This is a genomic window from Acinetobacter sp. 226-1 (assembly GCF_030329325.1).
GTDB classification, from domain to species: Bacteria; Pseudomonadota; Gammaproteobacteria; order Pseudomonadales; family Moraxellaceae; genus Acinetobacter; species Acinetobacter sichuanensis.
Map to the genome: position 1 here is coordinate 24372 of NZ_JACANU010000006.1, position 19403 is coordinate 43774.

A 19403-nucleotide genomic window follows, 5' to 3' on the forward strand; every position below is an offset into this window, starting at 1 on the left:
TGATGATGAAATTAATGTATAACACTGCATATGCGCTCATTTGCTTTGGTGCCAGTCAATTAAGTTTTGCTGAAATTGTGACATGGACAGACAACATTCCAAGCAGCTTAAAACCTTTTCAAAATAACCCTCAACAATTAGCCAGTTATGTCCAAGATCATATTTTTATCTATCCACAAGTTGCCATAAAAACCAATTTACCAACTTTACAAGCCAACCCTACCCCTACGGCTCGCTTTATGTCTTCTGCGATTATCCTTCCTGTTAGCAGTCAAGACGTTGCAAAAACATTGAGTAATTACAACCAATATGTTGGATTATTCCCAACTTTAAAATCTGCCAAATTATTAGAACAAAAAGGCAATATTAGCCAAATGCAATATCGAGTTTCAATTCCGACACCTATTCCTGTGCTTAATTTTAATGAAAATATTGTGATGCAACATCAGGTGACAACAAATAGTATTTCCACGATTGTCATTGATGCGCCTTTGCCTTATGCAGTCGGCAAATTAGAATGGTTTAGTTTAGGCGATAAAAAAACACTTGTGACATTAACTCAATGGGGAGACACCAATCAGCCTAAAGGTTTTTTATTTAAACAGATTTTAAATGCAATTCCTGAAGCAAAATTAGGTATACCGACAGGTACAGGTGCTTTTGTTTTAGAATCATTAAGGCAACGTTTCGGCACTAAAAATGTGATTAATCTCAACGCTGGGCAACTCCCTGAGCCTAAGTTTTCGACAGCACAACTACAAAAAATTGATGACCTCAGCGAAAGTACTGGGCAACCTGTAAGTATTTTAAACCTGCCAAGTACTGTGCCCTATACGCATGGGCGAGAAACATTACGTTTTACCACCACATATCAAGCTTTTAAAGAGCCACCACAACAACTACAAAAATGGCTACAGCCGCCATCTTATCAAAGTGTTTTTCCACGCCAAATTAAGAAAATAACCACGTCTGCACTAACAGCACAAGGTCAAGATGCAGAGATCAAAGTCAGTATAGGCTTAGGTGTTGTGAGTATTCCTTTTGACTTCAAAATGCATTTTAGTTTTCCACAAGAAAATCAAAATAATTTCTTTGCAAATGGGGGAGATTTACGTTATCTAAAAGGGCAAATTCAACTAAACTCACAGCAAACAGGCACATTAATGCGCGTTACAACTGCTGTAAAAGTTGATGAAAAAGCTCCTTTTTTACTCAGAGCGGCTCGTAGCTTGCCCTATCATGATATGTTGCCCGCAGTCGGCGGAAATGCTGTATTTACCCAAAAAGTTAAAGCTCAAAGTAAATCTTAGGAAAGTTAAATGTTACAGGGACGCTCACGTTATTTCGTTGCCATTTCCGTTTTTCTCTTAATGTCTTGTGAAAAAATGCCTGAATATCAAGTCCCTCTTACACTTGAACCTCAATATACTTATATCGAATCTGAATCTATTCCCGAATTAAATCACCGTGGTTATCTACTCTTTAACACCTCAGCATTGAGTAAAACTCCATTACACAAAATTTATGATGAATATCGGTTTCATTATGCTCACTTTAAATGTCCAATAAACGATCAGTTTGAAGTGGCAGGATTTATTTCTGCCAATGACTCCGAATATGAGCCGATTATTTATGACAATAATCACTATAAATATGATGTTTCATTTACAATCTGTCCTGAAAATGATGCTTCAAAACTTGAATGTATCGATGAATTTAAACAATTAAAAACATTGCCTCAACAACTCTCATGCCGAGTTGTTTTTGGGCGAATGTTTGGACGCAGTGTTGTGATTTCTGATCATATTCAGATGGATATTTCTCAACTTGCGCAAGCAAAACAATTTCATCCTCCTGAAAGCTTAAGCAGTAGTGAGCCAAATTAAGAAATAACACCCAATGCCGAACCCGCACCTACAATCACAACACCTATTGGAATCACCACTAAATCACCAACAAGGGCAACAGGTGTCAGCGCAATTTTCTTGAATAGTGTTTTAAAATCGACATCTTTATCTACATAATTCGCATAAATATTGATTGAATAAGCCTGACTAAAAGACTGAAATTTAAGGCTTCTTAGCTCATCATTTAGACCTAAAACTTTTCCTTGCATCGCCATAACTTTGACATAACGAATATCTTGTTGAGCATTATTTTGTGCAAAATTTTCTTCACTAAACCCTAAACGCTGCAAAGTATTTTGTTCTTCTAAGCTTAATTCAGATTTATTTTTATCATATAACAAATGAATTTTTGTTTGAAAACCCACGCCATCTTTCAAGGATTTAACATTGTTATTCAATAAGTTAAAATCCAAATGATATTTTTGTGCTTTTGGTTCATATAAACGTATATGTTTAACATCTAGAGAAGAATCCAAAATCTGAAAAGCACTTTCACTCTCATCTTTCATTAAATATGCATATTGCTGCCCCACAATCACCAATTTTTTTGATGCAGTTTTTGTATTATTCACTTGGGCAAAACCTAAAATATGATCAGTTTCAACGACTTTTACACTTTTAGTGGTATCAACAACTTTACCAAATGAGATATAACCTTTATCTGTATTCTCCCAAAGCACTGCTGTTGCACAGCCAGATAACACCAAAACTAAACTGCTTATTGCCATTATTTTCATTCTTTTTTTCATCGTTAAGATCATTTTTAAATTTATTATTTACCAATAGAACAAATCATGTTTTAAAACTATAGTAAAAATGTTATTGCTATTTTTTAGGCACAAAAAAACCGCAATTAAGCGGCTTCTTTCTATATTTTATCAAGTTGGTGCGCTCAGAGAGATTCGAACTCCCGACCCCTTAGTTCGTAGCCAAGTGCTCTATCCAGCTGAGCTATGAGCGCGATGTCTTGATGGGACGCATTATACGCTTTTTCACATTATTGAAAAGACTTTTTTATAGATTTCTCAACCGAGTGTTTAGCTTTTAAACGATAAATAGATATACTGTTGTTTATTCATACAATGTATATAAAAAACGAGAAATATGTATAACCCTCCATCCCCATTAAAATTATTATTAGGTAAATTTTTATTAGCATCAACTTTTATTTCAGTCATTAATTATATGACTTATTTGACTTTATCAGAATACAAAACATTATCAAAATCAGAATGGACAGTTATTCAATTAAATACTAATGATCATCCTTACGCTGTACAACGATTTAAAACAGAAAACAAACTTATAATCAAAAATGTTTTTCCATACTTACAAGCTTTTGAAATATATTGTGATTCAAAATTATTTGAATTATGTAATTATATTTTAAATAATCAAATCAGTATCAAAAGCTTCTCTATGGATCTTGGTCGACTACCTAATTATCGATTGACTTTGAGATTAAGAAAAATTAGCTACTTAGATCAAAATCAGCAACAACAAACTTTTATCTACACATATACTCCCGCAAATTCAGAAGCAAAAATCAAGCATCAATTTAAAATATCACTCGCATCATTAACTTTTTCAATATTATGCTTTTTAGTCTTAATTACACTAATCTACCGAGATAAAGACTTAATTAATTTTTTAAGAAATGCCAGCATTTTAGGATTATTTATTAATATATTTGGGTTATTCATATACAGTTTTCAGACCTTAATTTAACACCCAAATCATTTTCATCTGTAGTAATAAATATCGAATCAACACTTTCAAGAGCCATATAATCCAATTTATATGGCTCTTTTGATTAGAAAGCAGTTCAAAATTATTCCACTAATAAATCTTTCGAATTAATCGTATCACCATAAACAGGTTTTAAAGTTTTTTCATATGCCTGTTGAATAACACCTTCTTTCGATAGTTTGTTCAAATCTTGATTTAACCAATCCAAAAGTTCTTTATTGCCCTTTTTCACCGCAGGTGCAATCAAATCATGCTGTCCCAAACTGGTGATACCAACCGTATAGTTTGGATTTTCTTTCGCCCAAGCCAAAACCAATAAATTGTCATGTGCCAAAGCCACGCCACGACCATCTTTTAAGGCATCAAAAGTTTCGGTATTTTGCTCATATTTTTGCAGCTTAATTTCAGGATGAGATTTTGTTAAAAATGAATCCGCTGTTGTACCTTTATTAACCAACACAGTTTGCCCTTTAAGTTGTGCCAAATCTGTAATTGGTTTTGCTTTAGGTGAAACCACACCCAAAGAAACTTTTAAATAAGGCTTCGCAAAGTCAACAACTTCTTTACGTTCAGGTGTAACCGTGAAGTTTGCAAAAATAATGTCGACTTTGTTGGCTTTTAAATACTCAACGCGGTTTGCAGCTTCAGTTAAAACAAATTGAACTTTATTTTCATCACCTAGCAAATCTTTTGCCACATGCTTGGCAATTTCCACATCAAAGCCTTGGTTTTTACCTTGCGCATCTAAATAGCCAAATGGCGGTTTATCACTAAATACCCCGATGCGCACCACACCATTTTTCTTAATTTGTTCAATACTAGACACTGTTTTTTCAGATTCAGTGGTCTTTTCGGCTGTCGCCGAATTTTTATTACATGCTACAAGCCCTAAACTCAGCACAGATGCTACTAATAACTGGGTGACATTTTTAATGGAGATATGCATTTAATTTTCCTCTGATCTATTTGATATTTAAAAATTTACATTGATTATTATTTCGCAGTGACATCTAAGAAAACTTTTGAATCCACGGTATTACCATAAACAGGCTTCAAGGTTTGATCATAAATTTTTTGAATTTCACCTGTTTTTTGTAGTGTTGAAATTTCAGTATTCAGCCAATTTAAAAGTTGGGTATTGCCCTTTTTCACCGCAGGTGCAATAAAATCTTCATTGCCAATCTGTTGAATTCCTGCGCTAAATGTTGGGTTTTCTGCTACCCATGCCAAGGCATAAGTGCTGTCTTGGGAAATGGCATCACCACGACCATCTTTCAAGGCATTAAAAGCATCGGTATTTTGTTCAAACTTGAGCAAATTAATTTTTGGATAATTTTTAGTAAAATAAATATCTGACGTTGAACCTTTATTCACAATCAACGTTTTACCTTCAAGCTGATGAATATCAGTTACGGTTTTGGCTTTTGGTGAAACGATACCCAAAGCTGCTTTTAAATAAGGCTGTGCAAAATCAACCACTTCTTTACGTTCAGGCGTGACTGAAAAACTTGCAAATACTGCATCCGCTTTACCTGATTTTAAAAATTCCACACGATTGGCTGCTTCGGTCACAACAAATTCAACTTTGGCTTCATCACCCAACAAATCTTTGGTGACTCGTTTTGCCAAAACCACATCAAAACCTTGTGGCTTGCCTGCACTATCCACATAACCAAAGGGTGGATTGTCGGCAAAAACTGCAACCCGAAATACACCATTCTTTTTCACTTGCGCTAAAGATTGATCTTCTTTGGTATGGTTTTCATTGGCATGGTCTGCTGTTGATTGATTTGTTGGTTTTTGACATGCGATTAATGTACTGCTGATCAAAACTGCACTTGTCCAAATACCCATATTTTTTAATACAGCCATTTTTTGACCTTCTATTTTAATAATTCAACATATTTAAAAATGCTTTTGCTCTTTCAGTTTGTGGATGCTCAAAAAACTGTTCTGGCGTGGCTTGTTCAATAATTTTGCCTTGATCCATAAAAATAATTCGATCTGCGACTTTTCGAGCAAAGGACATTTCATGAGTCACAATCAACATGGTCATTCCCTCATTTGCCAACTTTAAAACTACATCTAAAACTTCACGTACCATTTCAGGGTCTAAAGCTGCAGTAATTTCATCTAAAAGAATTACTTGTGGCTGCATCACCAATGAACGAACAATGGCTATTCGTTGCTTTTGCCCACCTGAAAGTTGCCGTGGATAATCTTTTTTGCGGTCATACAAACCCACGCGTTTTAGCAATTCATCTGCAACTTTTTCTGCTTCAGCATGTGTTCTTTTTTGGACTTTGAGCGGACCCAATAAAATATTATCAATCACATTCATGTGTCCAAAAAGCTCATAGTTTTGAAATACCATACCGATTTTTTGACGCACATCGACCCACGGTAAATCTTTACCTAAAACACCAGAACCTGCTAAATAAATCGAACCCGCTTGGATTTTTTCCAAGCCATTCACACAGCGTAATAATGTACTTTTCCCACATCCCGAAGGACCAAGGATCACCACCACTTCACCCTGTTCTACGTCCAAATCAATGCCTTGTAAAATATGACTTTCTGCAAATGATTTCTGTAAATGTTGTATAGATAACAAAGCCATAGTGAACTGTTACTCCCATGCTTTTTCTAAATGAGTCGCTAAACGTGACAAGGGATAGCAAATAATGAAATACAAAATAAAAATCAAACCATAGATCCACAGCGAGGCATTCGGGACAATTAAAAGTGAATTTTCAATAATTTGTTGCCCAACTTTAATCACTTCCACCACACCAATCAGCACTGCCAAAGAACTGGTTTTGACCATCCTTGTGAATAAATTAATCGCGCCTGGTGTGACACGTTTTAGGCTTTGCGGGAAAATAACGTAAACCAACGTTTGAACTTGACTCAGCCCCAATGCATAGGCTGAATCACGCTGATGCTTGTCAATGGAGGTAATCGCTGCACGAACAAGGTCGCCCATTTCCGCAGTACCCCACAAAACAAAAACCACGATACACACCAATACTGCTGAAAGTTGCCAGTTAAACCATGTGGCGAATCCAAAATAGAAAACAAATAGAAAAACCAAAATTGGAATGATACGAATCACTTCCAAATACAGTCGGCAAATACTTTTGATCAAAAGATTTTTTGAAGTCATGATGACACCGAAAATCGTACCAAAAATTGCTGAGAAAAAGACTGAAATAAAGGCGATTTTCGCAGTCACCCAAAGCCCGAAAAAAAGCCTTTGTAAATGGTCAGGTTGAAATAAATAATTAAACTCCATGACTCACCTTCCGACTGCGATATTCCAAATAACTGGTGAGAATGGAGACAGGCAATAAAATAATCAGGTAGGACAAAACCAATAAAAATAAGGCTTCTGTAGTTTTATAGTCCATACCAATTAGGTCTTTGGTCAGGAATAGCAATTCGACTACAGCAATTGCGCTCACTACTGAACTTTCTTTGATGAGGAATAGACAATTCGCCCCAATGGCAGGAATTGAAATAGCAAGTGCTTGCGGAAAAATGACATATTGAAAAACTTGTAATGAGTTCAATCCAATACTTTCACCTGAGTCAATTTGCCCTTTTGCAACAGCTTGTAATCCTGCGCGAAAGGCTTCTGCCATATAGCTTCCACCTAAGAAAGTTAAACCAATGACACCACAGCTAAATCCATCGATTTTAATGCCGAGTTTTGGCAGTCCGTAATAGAGAAAAAACAGTTGGATCAATAAAGGCGTATTACGTGATAGTTCAATATAAATTTTGGCAATTTTGTCGAATACACGAACATGATAAGTGATCAAAATACTGCAAACTAAACCCACGATAATTGCAAGTAAAATGCTAATGAGTGAGATTTTTAATGTGGTCAAAGTTGCTGAAACAAACTGAGGCATCACACTGTAGATATATTGCCAATTCAAAGCATTCGTCCAAAATAATTATTGTTTTGCTTCGTACTAAAGCAGAAAAAGTGATTTTGGATTATCTTACTTTGATTATTTTTACTAAAGAAATAGGATTAAAAGATAAGCTTTTCTTTAAAAAGAATAGTGGACTCGTATTGTTTTATAATGATCAATCTGATCATTAACACTCCACCAATTCTAACTGCTCCATACAAAATACGCAGAAAATTACAGTTTCATGTTCTAAACTTTGAATTTGCAGTTCGTAAACGAAACCTGTCATTGTTCGGTTACAACCATCATATTGCTGCAATTTTAAATAACAAATAAAATCAATATTTTAATAAATATAATATCCATCTGTGTATGCTTTCATGTTGTTATCAATTCAAGTGTTCTTATGTTTATTTTAATGCTTTTAGTTGGTAAATAGAGTGAAGAATATGGGTTGCGCGACAGTAGTTGTCGTGATATTCCTGCGGATGAAATTTTAAGTTAAAGTAGCTTAAAACATAAAATCTTTGAAAATAAAAATGGGAAATTATTCAACACTTTGGATTGCAAAAAATAAAGATCAATACAATGAAAATACAGATATCTACCAAGAAGTTAAATACAATATTCCATTGTTTTGGATAGCATTATTTGAAGAAAAAAACATTCAAGAAGAACTAAATGAATATGATGAAAGACACTATTATTTTGAAACAACTACCGAGCAAGCCATTGAAATATTTAAATATAGAATCCCAATGTGGTCTAAACTGTATCAGGATGAAAAGTTAGAGATTTTAGCCAAAGCCTTTTTTAAATATCTCGAACAATTTTCAGATCATTTTATCATTTTAGATGTCAGTGATATTCTATCAATGTATCTTGACTACGAAAGTGAAGATGCAAAAAATGAAATGATCGATATGATCAAAACGATTGAACTCCTAAACTCCGATCCAAAGTTAAATATCCCTTTTAAACACTGGTTACCCTCTGACTTTCTGTTCAAAATACCCAAAGACCGATATTTAAATATAGATGGATTAGGTAAAGAAATTTTACCTTGCCCAGAAGTGGATGAATGGTTGGAACAAAATGAACCACAAGAACCATAAAATCATTTGTCTGCTGAAAGTACAGAATTAGACTGGTCTATAGATGAAGAAATGTTTTATCAACTTTTAGTAACCAAAGGTGAAGTACCTCCTAATAATTTGATGGGGTATCAACATCGGTATCGTTTTCTGACTCAATTCAAAAACAATAGGCTTCGTCAAACATTACTTTATATTTTTCTTAGCATCGAAATATTCTTCAACTTATTACTATTATTGCTCCTATTTTTTACTACAAAAGAAATAATGGCTCGAGTTGATCAAGGTTTTTTAAAAATCGGATTCATTTCATTAATTCTGATCTTAATCATGATGTATATATTTAAAAAAATTTTCAAACGCATTCAATATTTTTATCAAATTAAACCTATTATCTAAGTTTCCAAAACTAGCTAATTATACAAATCACAGACACAAAAAAACCGCAACATGTGCGGTTAATTGTCAATTTTACATCTGTCGATGTTCAAGTTGGTGCGCTCAGAGAGATTCGAACTCCCGACCCCTTAGTTCGTAGCCAAGTGCTCTATCCAGCTGAGCTATGAGCGCGTACCTGATTGCCTAAAAAGGCTTCGTTACTTTTGAGAATACTTATTTAAATTGGTGCGCTCAGAGAGATTCGAACTCCCGACCCCTTAGTTCGTAGCCAAGTGCTCTATCCAGCTGAGCTATGAGCGCATCATAAGTATTCGTTGGCGGTGAGAGAGGGATTCGAACCCTCGATACAGTTACCCGTATGCATCCTTAGCAGGGATGTGGTTTCAGCCACTCACCCATCTCACCGTAACGAGTCGCCATAATACAAACTAAAACCTAATTCAGCAAGTGATCTGCTTAAAAAAATTATATTTTTTTGCTCGATTACATATTTTTTAAACAATTTCTCTTATTTTGTTGTTTTTTTACTCAAAAAATAAAAACTTAAATCAAAAAAATCTGATCTTTTCCTGCAAACTGAAATTTAAAACACATTATTGCAATCAATTACGTGCAGTCTGCCACTGTATGTTTTATGCTAATCCTATCTTCTGACTAGAAACCAAATACATGATGAAAAATTGGGTCGATCCTGAAGCAAAAGCTGAAGCCGAACGTTATGAAAATCCTATCCCAAGTCGTACACTGATCTTAGAAATCATTGAACAAAAAAAAGAAGCCCTGTCACATGCTGACTTAGTCGAGTTATTTGAAATTGCTGATCAAAAAAGTATAGATGCGCTCAGCCATCGTTTAAGTGCGATGGTTCGAGATGGGCAATTGATGAAAGATGGTTTTAAATATCAGCTCATGGCAGATCAACCGATTTTAGATGCCACAGTTTACATCAATGCCAAAGGTCTAGGGGTCGCAAGCCTAGATGGTAAAAAAGATGAGCTTTTACTACCTGAGCGTGAGTTACGCCAAGTTTTTCATGGTGACCGCGTCAAAGTACAACAAACCTCCGTTGACCGTAAAGGTAAAGCTTGGGGTTATATTACTGAAATTACGCAACGCCGCGTCAAGCAACTGATTGGTAAAGTGGCTGAGTTTGAAGGTGAATATTTCATTCAACCTGCTAATCCAAACGCGCATCAACCAATTACACTAGAAAAAGAACTGATTGAACACGCCAAAGCCAAAGTTGGTGATGCACTGCGTGTTGAAATTGATGACTATCCAACACGTGATGAATTTGCAACAGGTCATGTGATTCAATCCATGGCTGATAAAGCCGATACTGAAATTATTATTCCACAAACGATTTTAGAATATGGCTTGCCATATGAATTTCCAGAAGAAGTCGTTAAAGAAGCTGAAAGTTTCAAAGAACCAACAGTCAAAGATCGAGCAGGACGCATTGACTTACGTGATTTGCCTTTAGTCACCATTGATGGTGAAGATGCCCGTGACTTTGATGATGCAGTCTATGCTGAAAAACGTCCGGGTGGTGGCTATCGTGTTGTGGTTGCGATTGCCGATGTCAGCCACTATGTCCGTACAGGCAAACCTTTGGATGATGAAGCACAGGAACGTGGTACTTCGGTTTATTTCCCACACTTTGTGTTGCCAATGTTGCCTGAAGCCCTTTCTAATGGTTTATGTTCACTCAATCCAGATGTAGACCGTCTATGTATGGTCTGCGATCTGAATTTGAGCCGTGCAGGTCGTGTGACTAAATTTGAGTTTTATCCATCAGTGATGCACTCTCAGGCACGTTTAACCTATACACAAGTTGCACAATATATAGATGGTGACAGCAAAGCTGTTCCTGAAAATCGTGATGTGCATAAGTCATTAAACACGCTCTATCAACTGTACGAAACTCTGAAAGGTTTACGTGCAGAACGTCATGCAATGGAATTTGAAACTGTTGAAACATACATGACCTTTGATGAGTTGGGTGGTATTAAAGAGATTCTGCCTCGTTCACGCAATGTGGCACATAAACTGATTGAAGAATGCATGTTGCTTGCCAACGTGGCAGCTGCTGAATATTGTTTAAAAAATGATATTCCGATGCTCTATCGTGTACATGAAGCGCCTGAGTTTTCACGTATTCAAAAAGTAAAAGACTTTGTAAAATTGTTGGGCTTATCGTTCCCAGATCAGCCGACTCAGGCAGATTATCAAAAAGTCATTGAAGCAACCAAAGACCGTATTGATGCGCCAAGCATTCATGCAGTGTTATTACGTTCCATGATGCAAGCATATTATGGTGCAAAAAATGTCGGGCACTATGGCTTAGCTTATGATGCCTATACGCACTTCACTTCACCAATTCGTCGTTATCCTGACTTGTTGTTACACCGTGCAATCAAAGCGCATTTGGCACAAAAACCTTCACCGTTATCTGGTGGTGCGTTAGATGAAGCAGGTGAACATTTCTCTGCGACTGAACGTCGTGCTGATGAAGCTTCTCGTTCTGTCACCTCATGGCTGAAATGTCACTATATGCAGCAGCATTTAGGTGAAGAATTTGTGGGTGTGATCAGTGCAACGGCTGAGTTTGGCTTATTTGTAACACTCAAAGATTTGTATGTTGATGGCATGGTGCATGTCAGCCATTTAGGTGATGACTATTTTGTCTTTGATCAAGCCAGCCAAACCTTGGTTGGACAAAATCGTGGTCAAGTCTTTGGTTTGGGCGATGAAGTAAAAATCAAAGTTGCAGGTGTAAATCTGGAAGAGCGCAAAATTGACTTTGAATTGTTACAACAATTGTCTCATGCAGGTCGTGTCATTCGCAGTCGTGCGCCACGTGTTGCCAAAGCAACTGCAAAAGAAGAAGTTTTTTCTGATCGTCCAGCCAAAGTTAAATCTAGCTCGGACACGTCGAATGCTAATGATGATGGAGAACGTCCCATTCGAAAGAAAAAACCCAAAGGAAAACCTAGCTCTTACAGCAAAAAGCCTACTAAAAATACTGCAACGAAGCCTGATCAAAAGGCTAAAGATAAAGTAAAAAAGAAAGCTAAGCTTAAAAAGAAAAAGTCTAATGCTAAGGCAAAAGATGAATGACTTTTTAAAACCTTAGTTTTAAATCAGAATGAGAGCGCTTCGGCGCTCTTTTTTATATCAAAATTTTAAATCTCGATTTTTAAATTACTATATTTTCTAAGAAATTGAACTAAATAATTCAAGTCTTCAATAGAGTAAAAGTTTTGTTCTGAACTTTTAAAATTCTTCCATGTTATTTGTAAAGGATAATAAACTGGTCTTAACCCTTCGTCTTCCAAGCAATCCCGTAAGGGAGTAATACTTCGCCCCATATAACCAAAGACACCACATACTTCTTCACCAATAGAGCAATAAAGATCACGCTCTGAATGTATATAATTTCCATCTAAAATAATTTGGCTTACTGGAGGCATCCTTTTATTTACCTCCTGATTAAAATTAACTTTATATGCAACATCCAACCAACATTCCTTTTCAAACTCATTCAAGTTAAACCAATGCTTTGGTGGTATTTTATTTTCAAGATAAAATTTTAAAAATTCTTTATTTTTCATAAAAATATCCACTCTTTCTATTAATGACTCCTGATAAGATTCATTATCTTCATAATCAATAAAATCATAAATAATCAAATCAGAATCGGTATAGTTAAACTCATAATAAAGACCTAATTCATCAGAAATTTTTTTATCTTTAATATGTAGTTCTGACTTTAAGTACAGGTTTAAATTTTTCGATTTCTTATTTCTTTTTAAAATATTCAGATCATCCATTTCCGCTAAAAAATTATTATTTATACAGTTTTTGAAAACAATATGATTGGAATACACTTCAAAAATCGACACATCAAAAGAATATATTCGTTTTTCTTCTGACTCTCGATCAGAATCAAAACTTTTTATTTCTAAAAAAAGTTTTTCTTGGAGCATTTAATAAACTCGCTTATGTTTATAACAATTCAATCTTGTATTAAAGGCATAAAAAGAGATTAAACAAGTATTAATTTCGTGATTCCACCTTGATTTCCCCTGCCAAAAGCCCTACATCTAGTTATAACTCAGCAATATTTTTGGCATACAAGACATGACATTAGAAAAGGCGACTTTGCCTGTACCCCAATTCGATCAAATTACTTTAGATCAACTGAAACAAAATATCGAAACCGCCATTCAAAACGGGCAAAATTTTTTAAATGAACTTCAACAAGTCCCTGAAAATTTACAGCAACAACTACAATTATTGGAACAAATTGATACGCTTGAAAATAATTTGAGCGAATCATGGGGCATTTTATCGCATCTTAATGCCGTGATGAACAACGCTGAAACTCGCGATGTCTATCAACTACTCTTACCTAGTTTAAGTGAATACTCGACCCAAATAGGGCAGCATGTTCCCCTGTTCCAGACCTATCAAAATATTCATGACAATGCGATTTTTACTGACTTGCCTGTAGCGCAACAAAGTGCGATTAAACTTGCTCTGCGAGACTTTAAACTTTCAGGCGTTGCCCTAGAAGGCGAAGCTAAAAAACGCTATGCAGAAATTTCAGCACGACTTTCACAACTGTCATCTGACTTTTCCAATCATGTGCTAGATTCAACTCAAGCCTATCACAAGCCATTAAACGAAGAACAACTCAAAGGCTTACCACAAAGCAGTGTTGAATTATTGAAGCAATATGGTCAGCAACGTGAACTAAATCAGCCTGTTGCGACTTTGGATTTTCCATCGTACTTGGCGATTATGACCTATGCCGAAGATCGCACGCTACGTGAAGAACTCTATCATGCTTATGTCACCCGTGCTTCTGATCAGGCACAAGATACTCAATATGACAATGCACCGATTATGGTCGAAATCCTAAGCTTACGTCAGGAACTTGCAAAGCTTTTAGGTTTTGATCATTATGCAGAATATTCATTGGCTTCAAAAATGGCGCCCAATGTTGCCACCGTCAATCAATTCCTTATCGATTTGGCTGAACATGCACGTACACCTGCCCTACAAGAAATTGAAGAACTCAAAGCCATTGCCCAACAAGATGGTATTGATGAACTGAAACCTTGGGACAGCACTTATTATTCAGAAAAACTCAAAGTTCAACAATTCAATCTGTCTCAGGAAGACTTAAAACCCTATTTTCCTGCACCTAAAGTCATTCAAGGTTTATTCAGTATCGTCAATCGTTTATATGGTATTCAGGTGATTGAGCGTGAAGCCCCACTTTGGCATAGCGATGCTCGTTATTATGAACTGGAAGATCAAGGCACTGTAATTGGCGGCTTCTACTTCGACTTATATGCACGTAATGGCAAACGTGGTGGTGCTTGGATGAGTGGTTTCCGCTCACGTATGCAAACTGAAAATGGTCTACAAAAACCAGTTTGCTATATGGTTGGAAACTTTACGCCTCCTGTTGGCAATCAGCCTGCGCTGTTAACCCATGATGAAGTGATTACCCTGTTCCATGAATTTGGACATGGTTTACATCACATGCTGACTGAAGTTGATAATATCTCTGTTGCAGGGACTCATGGCGTAGCATGGGATGCCGTCGAGCTACCAAGTCAATTTATGGAATTCTGGGCTTGGGATACTGAAAGTCTAGCGCTGATCAGTGAGCACATTGAAAGCAAAGCATCTTTGCCAAATGACTTACTCAAAGCATTACTTGATGCTCGTTTCTTCCAGTCAGGTATGCAAACGCTACGTCAAATCGAATTTTCCTTGTTCGACTTAAGCATTCACAAACTGACACCAGCATTAAATGCTGAACAAATCCAAGCAACTTTAGATGATATTCGCCAAAAATATGCTGTTTTAGCGACAACACCTTATAACCGCTTCCAAAATGGTTTTAGTCATATTTTTGCAGGTGGCTATGCAGCAGGCTATTATTCTTATAAATGGGCGGAAGTATTAGCCAGTGATGCCTTTGATCGTTTTGAAAATGAAGGCGTTTTCAATACTCAAACAGGTGCAGAATTTAGACAGGCGATTTTGGCAGTCGGTGGAAAAGATACTGCACTTGATGCATTTATCAATTTCCGTGGGCGTGAGCCTAAAATTGATGCATTGTTACGTCATCAAGGTTGGACGAATGCCTCTAAAAACGCTTAAACTACGCATGTAAAATTAATTATGTGGTGAGTATATGAATATTAGACGTCGTTTCATTGCGGGTGCTAAATGTCCAAGATGTGAGGCGATGGATCGAATCGTCATGCTCACCACTGACGATGCTGAATGGATTGAATGTATCGAGTGTGATTATTCTGAAAATCGCCCTACTCATGTGGACGAGCCTGAAGAACCAGCTACACCTGATGAAATTGGGGTCATTCAATTTAAGCCTCGTCCAGCAAAATAAATTGGATAAAAAATGCAATTAGATACAAGAAATAATTCTAAATTAATGTGGTTTATTGCTGGGGGATTGATTGTTATTGTTGCTTTGGCTGCTACGTTATTCTGGCTCAGTTCAAGCAAGGAACAAGCAACCGCTCAAAAGCCTTTACAACAAAAACCAACGCCAGTTACAGCACCACCTGTGGCTCAACCTTTAGAACAGTCCGCAGCTTCGACAGCAACAGAACAACAACTGGTGCATGAGTCTATTTTACAAGAGCCTGTTTCTGAAAATGAAAGTTTGGCTAAAGAAGAAGTTGCAAAACTGGATGATATTGAAAAGCAATTAAACGATCAAAAGCAATCGCTAGAATCACAACACGCTGATGCAGATCAATTAATCAAACTAAAAGAAGAACAATTGAAACTTTTAGAACAGCAACTCGCAGCGCAAAAACAGTCTTAATGTTTAAATAAAATCATCATCCAATCATGATTGGGTGATGGTTTTATTCATTTGAAATTTCTCAAAATATCATCTCATATCTACTCAATATCTATATTTGATCTATAGTTCTGACCGAATGCATCCCTGATCAATATCAATCATGTATGAGGTCAATACAAAAATTTATAAGCTCGCAGAATAATTTAGTTTTTCACTTATTCAGCTGATGAATAACTGATGTTACGCAGTAACATATAAATTTTAAATAAAGAAAAAGCGCCCGAAGGCGCTTCTTTTATTTACATGATTACATTATTTATTGGCGTACCAATCAAACATATTGAGTAGATATGGTACAAAGGTTACGAGCACTAAGGACGTAAATAGTACGACGATTGGTAAAATCCAACGCTCATAGCGATAGTAGAAACTTGTATATTTCTCTTTCGCCTCTGCATCGGCGGCGGCGACCTCTTCATCACCGACCGAGAGCCTCGTTAAGAGATGATTAAGTGCTACTGGTGGAGCAACATAGCCAAATTCAAAAGCAACCAATACAATCATCCAGAAGTGAATTGGATGAATTCCATTTTCATAAGCCACTGGTGCAATCGTTGCAGCAACCAAAATTACCGCACCAAATGGGTCTGTTGTCATACCAATTAATGCAAGTAAAATTGCAAGGAATGCTAAAGAAAGCATAATACTGCCTAGATGTGTAGGCACCATTGTCACAATTTCGCTGCGCTCAATCAAACCACCCATACTTGCTGAAAGCGCCATCAGGATAATCAAAGCACCGATATGCCCAACACTCTCAGAAGATGCAAACCAAATTGATTTTCCAAAACCACGCTTTTGCTCAGCATCTGTATTATGCGTACGTAAGTACTCTGAGTTTTTAGCATGTTCTTGTGCTAAAGCACTATTAAATGCTGGAACAGGTACACGATCGCCCATGTACTTATCAAATAAAATATATGCCAACAACATAATTGGAAGAATTACTGGTGCAGTAAACTCGTCCATTTGTGTATCTAAACCGTAGCTATAGAACCCTACAACCAACGCGGTAATGATGACATAAGGAATCACTGGCACTAAAGCTTTCATCATGCCAGGTACAGCAACTTTCGGTGAATTAATACGGAATTTATCTTCAGCAAGGTATAAAGAAACCCCAAGGAAAATAAACGCAGTTAACCAGAAAACATAAATACCATGATCAAATAACTCGTCAGATGTAACATGACGACTATCTAGCATTGAAATCAAAATCACCAATAAACATGGACGTAATACAACACCTAGCGAACCAGACATTGCCGAAACAGCCAAAGCATACTGACGACGCGCACCAGAATTCCACACTTCACGATAAATAATCGCACCTGCGGCAACAACGAAAATCCCCGATGCACCTGTATATGCAGTTGGAATTGCAGCAGCAATTAAGATAATCCAAGTCAGGGTTTCAGGTGCAAGATTCCATGGACGTAAAATGGCAAGGAATACATCCATAATTCTGGTTTGGGTTAACAGCATACCTGCCCAGATGAACAATGCTAAGTTTAGGAAAATTCCAGAAAACTCAACCAATTGACCAAGATAAATACCTTGCCCCATTGGATAGTCCATAAAGAAGGTAAATGCAATTCCTGTTAAAATCGCCATAAACGCATATAAAGGAATACTAATCAGAGAAAGTCCGATATTTCCGCCGTCTTTGGCTGTTTTCGGAATAAAAAACAGTTGATACAAGCTAATTAACGTCAAACTCACAAAGAGAATAATCCACAACCAATATCCCCAGATTGTTTCATAAGTTGACTCTACACCTGAGTTAATAACAGATTGATACTGACTCCAGACTGAGTAAGACAACAAGCCATTACCCAAGATCATTGCAAGAGAATACACTCTAAAGTCAAGTTTCGTTGTAGGTGGACGTAAGCTAATATGATGCATTTTCAGCGATGCTGTAATCGCAGAAATCACCACCATAAGTAATAAAATTAAGACACGGTTTTCAGTTCCAACCTTAAATAGCCAGAAAAATCCCGTTTCCATGGTACGATAAGTACGTGCAGATGGATGTTTTTCCAAATGTATCATCGACTTATCATAAAAAGCAAATTTTTCCTCACATTCTGTTTGTGCAGCCATAAAAGACTGACGAACATCAGCTTCAGGCGTTACCCCAAAGAAACTTGCATCAGGATCACTTGCTTCAGCTTTCATGCGTTCTTGCACTAAAGCATCAATATCAGGATGACGATCACATGTTGGTTTTGTTGGTTCAGCCCTTAAAAAGGAATATTGCATTCCAATTTTTTCATCACCATATAAACGCTCACCAATACGTAGCATCTGCCCATGAATCATTTCCCCTGTACCAATCACGAGTGTTAACAAGAGAAGGAGTAGGACTAAAAAAGTTGAAATCCATTCTGTCCATATGTAACTAATCAGTCCTAAGCCTGATTTTTTTTCTGCACTATCATTCATGATAATTCCATTTTTATCTATAATCTTACAAATCTTTCATAAGACTGATATTTTTATAAGCTATGAGTTGCTCAAAAGCCCTCATTTCCTATTTTTATTTCCACTTCCAAATCTGCATGCTTTTTCAACTGAAAAGAATGGCAGCGTTACATTTTTTTTCACGCATTTTTGTCAAGTATAAAGCGACAAAAGTGCATTCTTTTATTCAGTCTATCAGCATTCATAAACATTTTTAAAATAAAAAACAATACTTTAAACTTAATAATCTATAGAAATATTTTTTATTTTTTACTTTAGAATAATTCCTCACTTGTCTTACAAAATGATGAGCATTTCAAATTCTTTTTTTTAATCTTTAATTTGATTTGTTTCAACTATTTGTTGATATCCTAAATAAATTACTGCACATATTGCGCCCCAAAAAGCACCTACTAAATGCGCTTCTACCAAAACAGGACTCCCTATAAGCTGTGCTGTACCTATTTGCCCAAAAGTATTTTCCCATGCTAATTTTGCCATAACTAGAAACAATACCAATAAAGCAAAATTACGCTCTTTACGAAATTTAAGATAAAAAAAGGCGGCTGCAACATACAACCCATGCAAAATTCCTGATAAACCCGCATAAGCTTCAATATTGGGATATAAATAATAAAAAGTTAAGCTACATAATGGTGCTAAAACAAGTAAAAGTACAATAATAAATCTATTTTGGGTATGAGGGAAAATAAAAGGAAAACAGGCAAATGCGATAATATTAAGTAAAAAATGAATCCACCCCACATGCACCCAATGTGCTGTCCACCAACGCCAAATTTCACTAAAAAATGAATAACGCCAATAAATAAATTGTGCCTGAAAAATTTGCAAACAAGCAGAGATACAAATACAACTTGCAATTAAAGTAATCCGTTTCTTCCATTGTAAATCGTTCATATTGCATTACTCTTAAAACAAACAAGAA

17 protein-coding genes and 4 tRNA genes are annotated in these 19403 nt (G+C 36.2%); 8 read left to right on the forward strand and 13 right to left on the reverse strand.

The features are described from left to right. Positions 1-5 precede the first annotated feature (5 nt). Both HX124_RS10950 and HX124_RS10955 read left to right on the forward strand, forming a co-directional pair. Positions 6-1310: an SRPBCC family protein gene (locus HX124_RS10950; RefSeq protein ID WP_286383137.1), complete on the forward strand. Its 1305-nt coding sequence runs from the start codon at positions 6-8 to the stop codon at positions 1308-1310. 9 nt (positions 1311-1319) lie between these two features. Next, positions 1320-1886, forward strand: a complete 567-nt coding sequence (locus HX124_RS10955) for a hypothetical protein (protein ID WP_286383138.1) — start codon at positions 1320-1322, stop codon at positions 1884-1886. Here HX124_RS10955 and HX124_RS10960 read toward each other — a convergent pair. Beyond that, positions 1883-2635: a YidX family protein gene (locus tag HX124_RS10960; RefSeq protein WP_286383139.1), complete on the reverse strand. Its 753-nt coding sequence runs from the start codon at positions 2633-2635 to the stop codon at positions 1883-1885. The two genes, HX124_RS10955 and HX124_RS10960, sit on opposite strands and share 4 nt — an antisense overlap. Before the next feature lie 156 nt (positions 2636-2791). Then, positions 2792-2868, reverse strand: a tRNA-Arg gene (locus tag HX124_RS10965). A 143-nt stretch (positions 2869-3011) separates the two neighbouring features. Between HX124_RS10965 and HX124_RS10970 the strand changes: the two genes are divergently transcribed. Next, the gene (locus HX124_RS10970) at positions 3012-3635 is read left to right on the forward strand and encodes a hypothetical protein (protein WP_286383140.1); all 624 of its coding nucleotides are present in this window, start codon (positions 3012-3014) and stop codon (positions 3633-3635) included. Between the two features lie 103 nt (positions 3636-3738). Here the strand turns inward: HX124_RS10970 and HX124_RS10975 are convergent, their stop codons facing one another. The 5 genes from HX124_RS10975 to HX124_RS10995 are packed head-to-tail and all read right to left on the reverse strand — an operon-like array spanning position 3739 to position 7600. Next, positions 3739-4602, reverse strand: coding sequence for a cysteine ABC transporter substrate-binding protein (locus HX124_RS10975; protein ID WP_286383141.1), 864 nt, complete (start codon positions 4600-4602; stop codon positions 3739-3741). A gap of 47 nt (positions 4603-4649) precedes the next feature. Beyond that, positions 4650-5528, reverse strand: coding sequence for a transporter substrate-binding domain-containing protein (locus tag HX124_RS10980; protein WP_286383142.1), 879 nt, complete (start codon positions 5526-5528; stop codon positions 4650-4652). 16 nt (positions 5529-5544) lie between these two features. After that, on the reverse strand, positions 5545-6276 hold the full coding sequence (locus HX124_RS10985) for an amino acid ABC transporter ATP-binding protein (protein WP_286383143.1): 732 nt from the start codon (positions 6274-6276) through the stop codon (positions 5545-5547). A gap of 9 nt (positions 6277-6285) precedes the next feature. Further along, complete coding sequence (locus HX124_RS10990; RefSeq protein ID WP_286383144.1) at positions 6286-6951, reverse strand: amino acid ABC transporter permease; 666 nt, start codon at positions 6949-6951, stop codon at positions 6286-6288. Then, complete coding sequence (locus HX124_RS10995; RefSeq protein WP_286383145.1) at positions 6941-7600, reverse strand: amino acid ABC transporter permease; 660 nt, start codon at positions 7598-7600, stop codon at positions 6941-6943. The genes HX124_RS10990 and HX124_RS10995 overlap by 11 nt, the downstream gene beginning before the upstream one ends. Before the next feature lie 518 nt (positions 7601-8118). Between HX124_RS10995 and HX124_RS11000 the strand changes: the two genes are divergently transcribed. Further along, positions 8119-8694, forward strand: coding sequence for a hypothetical protein (locus HX124_RS11000; protein WP_286383146.1), 576 nt, complete (start codon positions 8119-8121; stop codon positions 8692-8694). A 472-nt stretch (positions 8695-9166) separates the two neighbouring features. On the opposite strand, the gene HX124_RS11005 is transcribed toward HX124_RS11000, so the two are convergent. The 3 genes from HX124_RS11005 to HX124_RS11015 all read right to left on the reverse strand — a co-directional run bounded on the left by HX124_RS11005 (position 9167) and on the right by HX124_RS11015 (position 9477). Continuing rightward, positions 9167-9243, reverse strand: a tRNA-Arg gene (locus HX124_RS11005). 52 nt (positions 9244-9295) lie between these two features. Next, positions 9296-9372, reverse strand: a tRNA-Arg gene (locus HX124_RS11010). Between the two features lie 15 nt (positions 9373-9387). Next, positions 9388-9477: transfer RNA gene (locus HX124_RS11015), tRNA-Ser, on the reverse strand. Between the two features lie 264 nt (positions 9478-9741). On the opposite strand from HX124_RS11015, the gene rnr reads away from it, so the two are divergent. Beyond that, positions 9742-12192, forward strand: coding sequence for a ribonuclease R (gene rnr, locus HX124_RS11020; protein ID WP_286383147.1), 2451 nt, complete (start codon positions 9742-9744; stop codon positions 12190-12192). A gap of 65 nt (positions 12193-12257) precedes the next feature. Here the strand turns inward: rnr and HX124_RS11025 are convergent, their stop codons facing one another. Further along, positions 12258-13061, reverse strand: a complete 804-nt coding sequence (locus HX124_RS11025; RefSeq protein ID WP_286377560.1) for a barstar family protein — start codon at positions 13059-13061, stop codon at positions 12258-12260. Positions 13062-13215: 154 nt separating this feature from the next. On the opposite strand from HX124_RS11025, the gene HX124_RS11030 reads away from it, so the two are divergent. From HX124_RS11030 to HX124_RS11040, 3 genes are read left to right on the forward strand one after another with little or no spacing between them, the layout of a single operon-like run. Beyond that, positions 13216-15255 carry a M3 family metallopeptidase gene (locus HX124_RS11030; RefSeq protein ID WP_286383148.1) on the forward strand — a complete coding sequence of 680 codons (2040 nt, stop codon included), beginning with the start codon at positions 13216-13218 and terminating at the stop codon, positions 15253-15255. A 40-nt stretch (positions 15256-15295) separates the two neighbouring features. After that, positions 15296-15505, forward strand: a complete 210-nt coding sequence (locus HX124_RS11035) for a YheV family putative zinc ribbon protein (RefSeq protein WP_171405094.1) — start codon at positions 15296-15298, stop codon at positions 15503-15505. Between the two features lie 12 nt (positions 15506-15517). After that, the gene (locus HX124_RS11040; protein WP_286383149.1) at positions 15518-15949 is read left to right on the forward strand and encodes a hypothetical protein; all 432 of its coding nucleotides are present in this window, start codon (positions 15518-15520) and stop codon (positions 15947-15949) included. Between the two features lie 294 nt (positions 15950-16243). Here the strand turns inward: HX124_RS11040 and HX124_RS11045 are convergent, their stop codons facing one another. Then, positions 16244-18439, reverse strand: a complete 2196-nt coding sequence (locus HX124_RS11045) for a TRAP transporter large permease subunit (protein ID WP_286383150.1) — start codon at positions 18437-18439, stop codon at positions 16244-16246. 348 nt (positions 18440-18787) lie between these two features. Further along, entirely contained in the window at positions 18788-19375 is a 588-nt protein-coding gene (gene rrtA / locus HX124_RS11050) for a rhombosortase (protein WP_286383151.1), read from the reverse strand. Between the last annotated feature and the right edge of the window lie 28 nt (positions 19376-19403).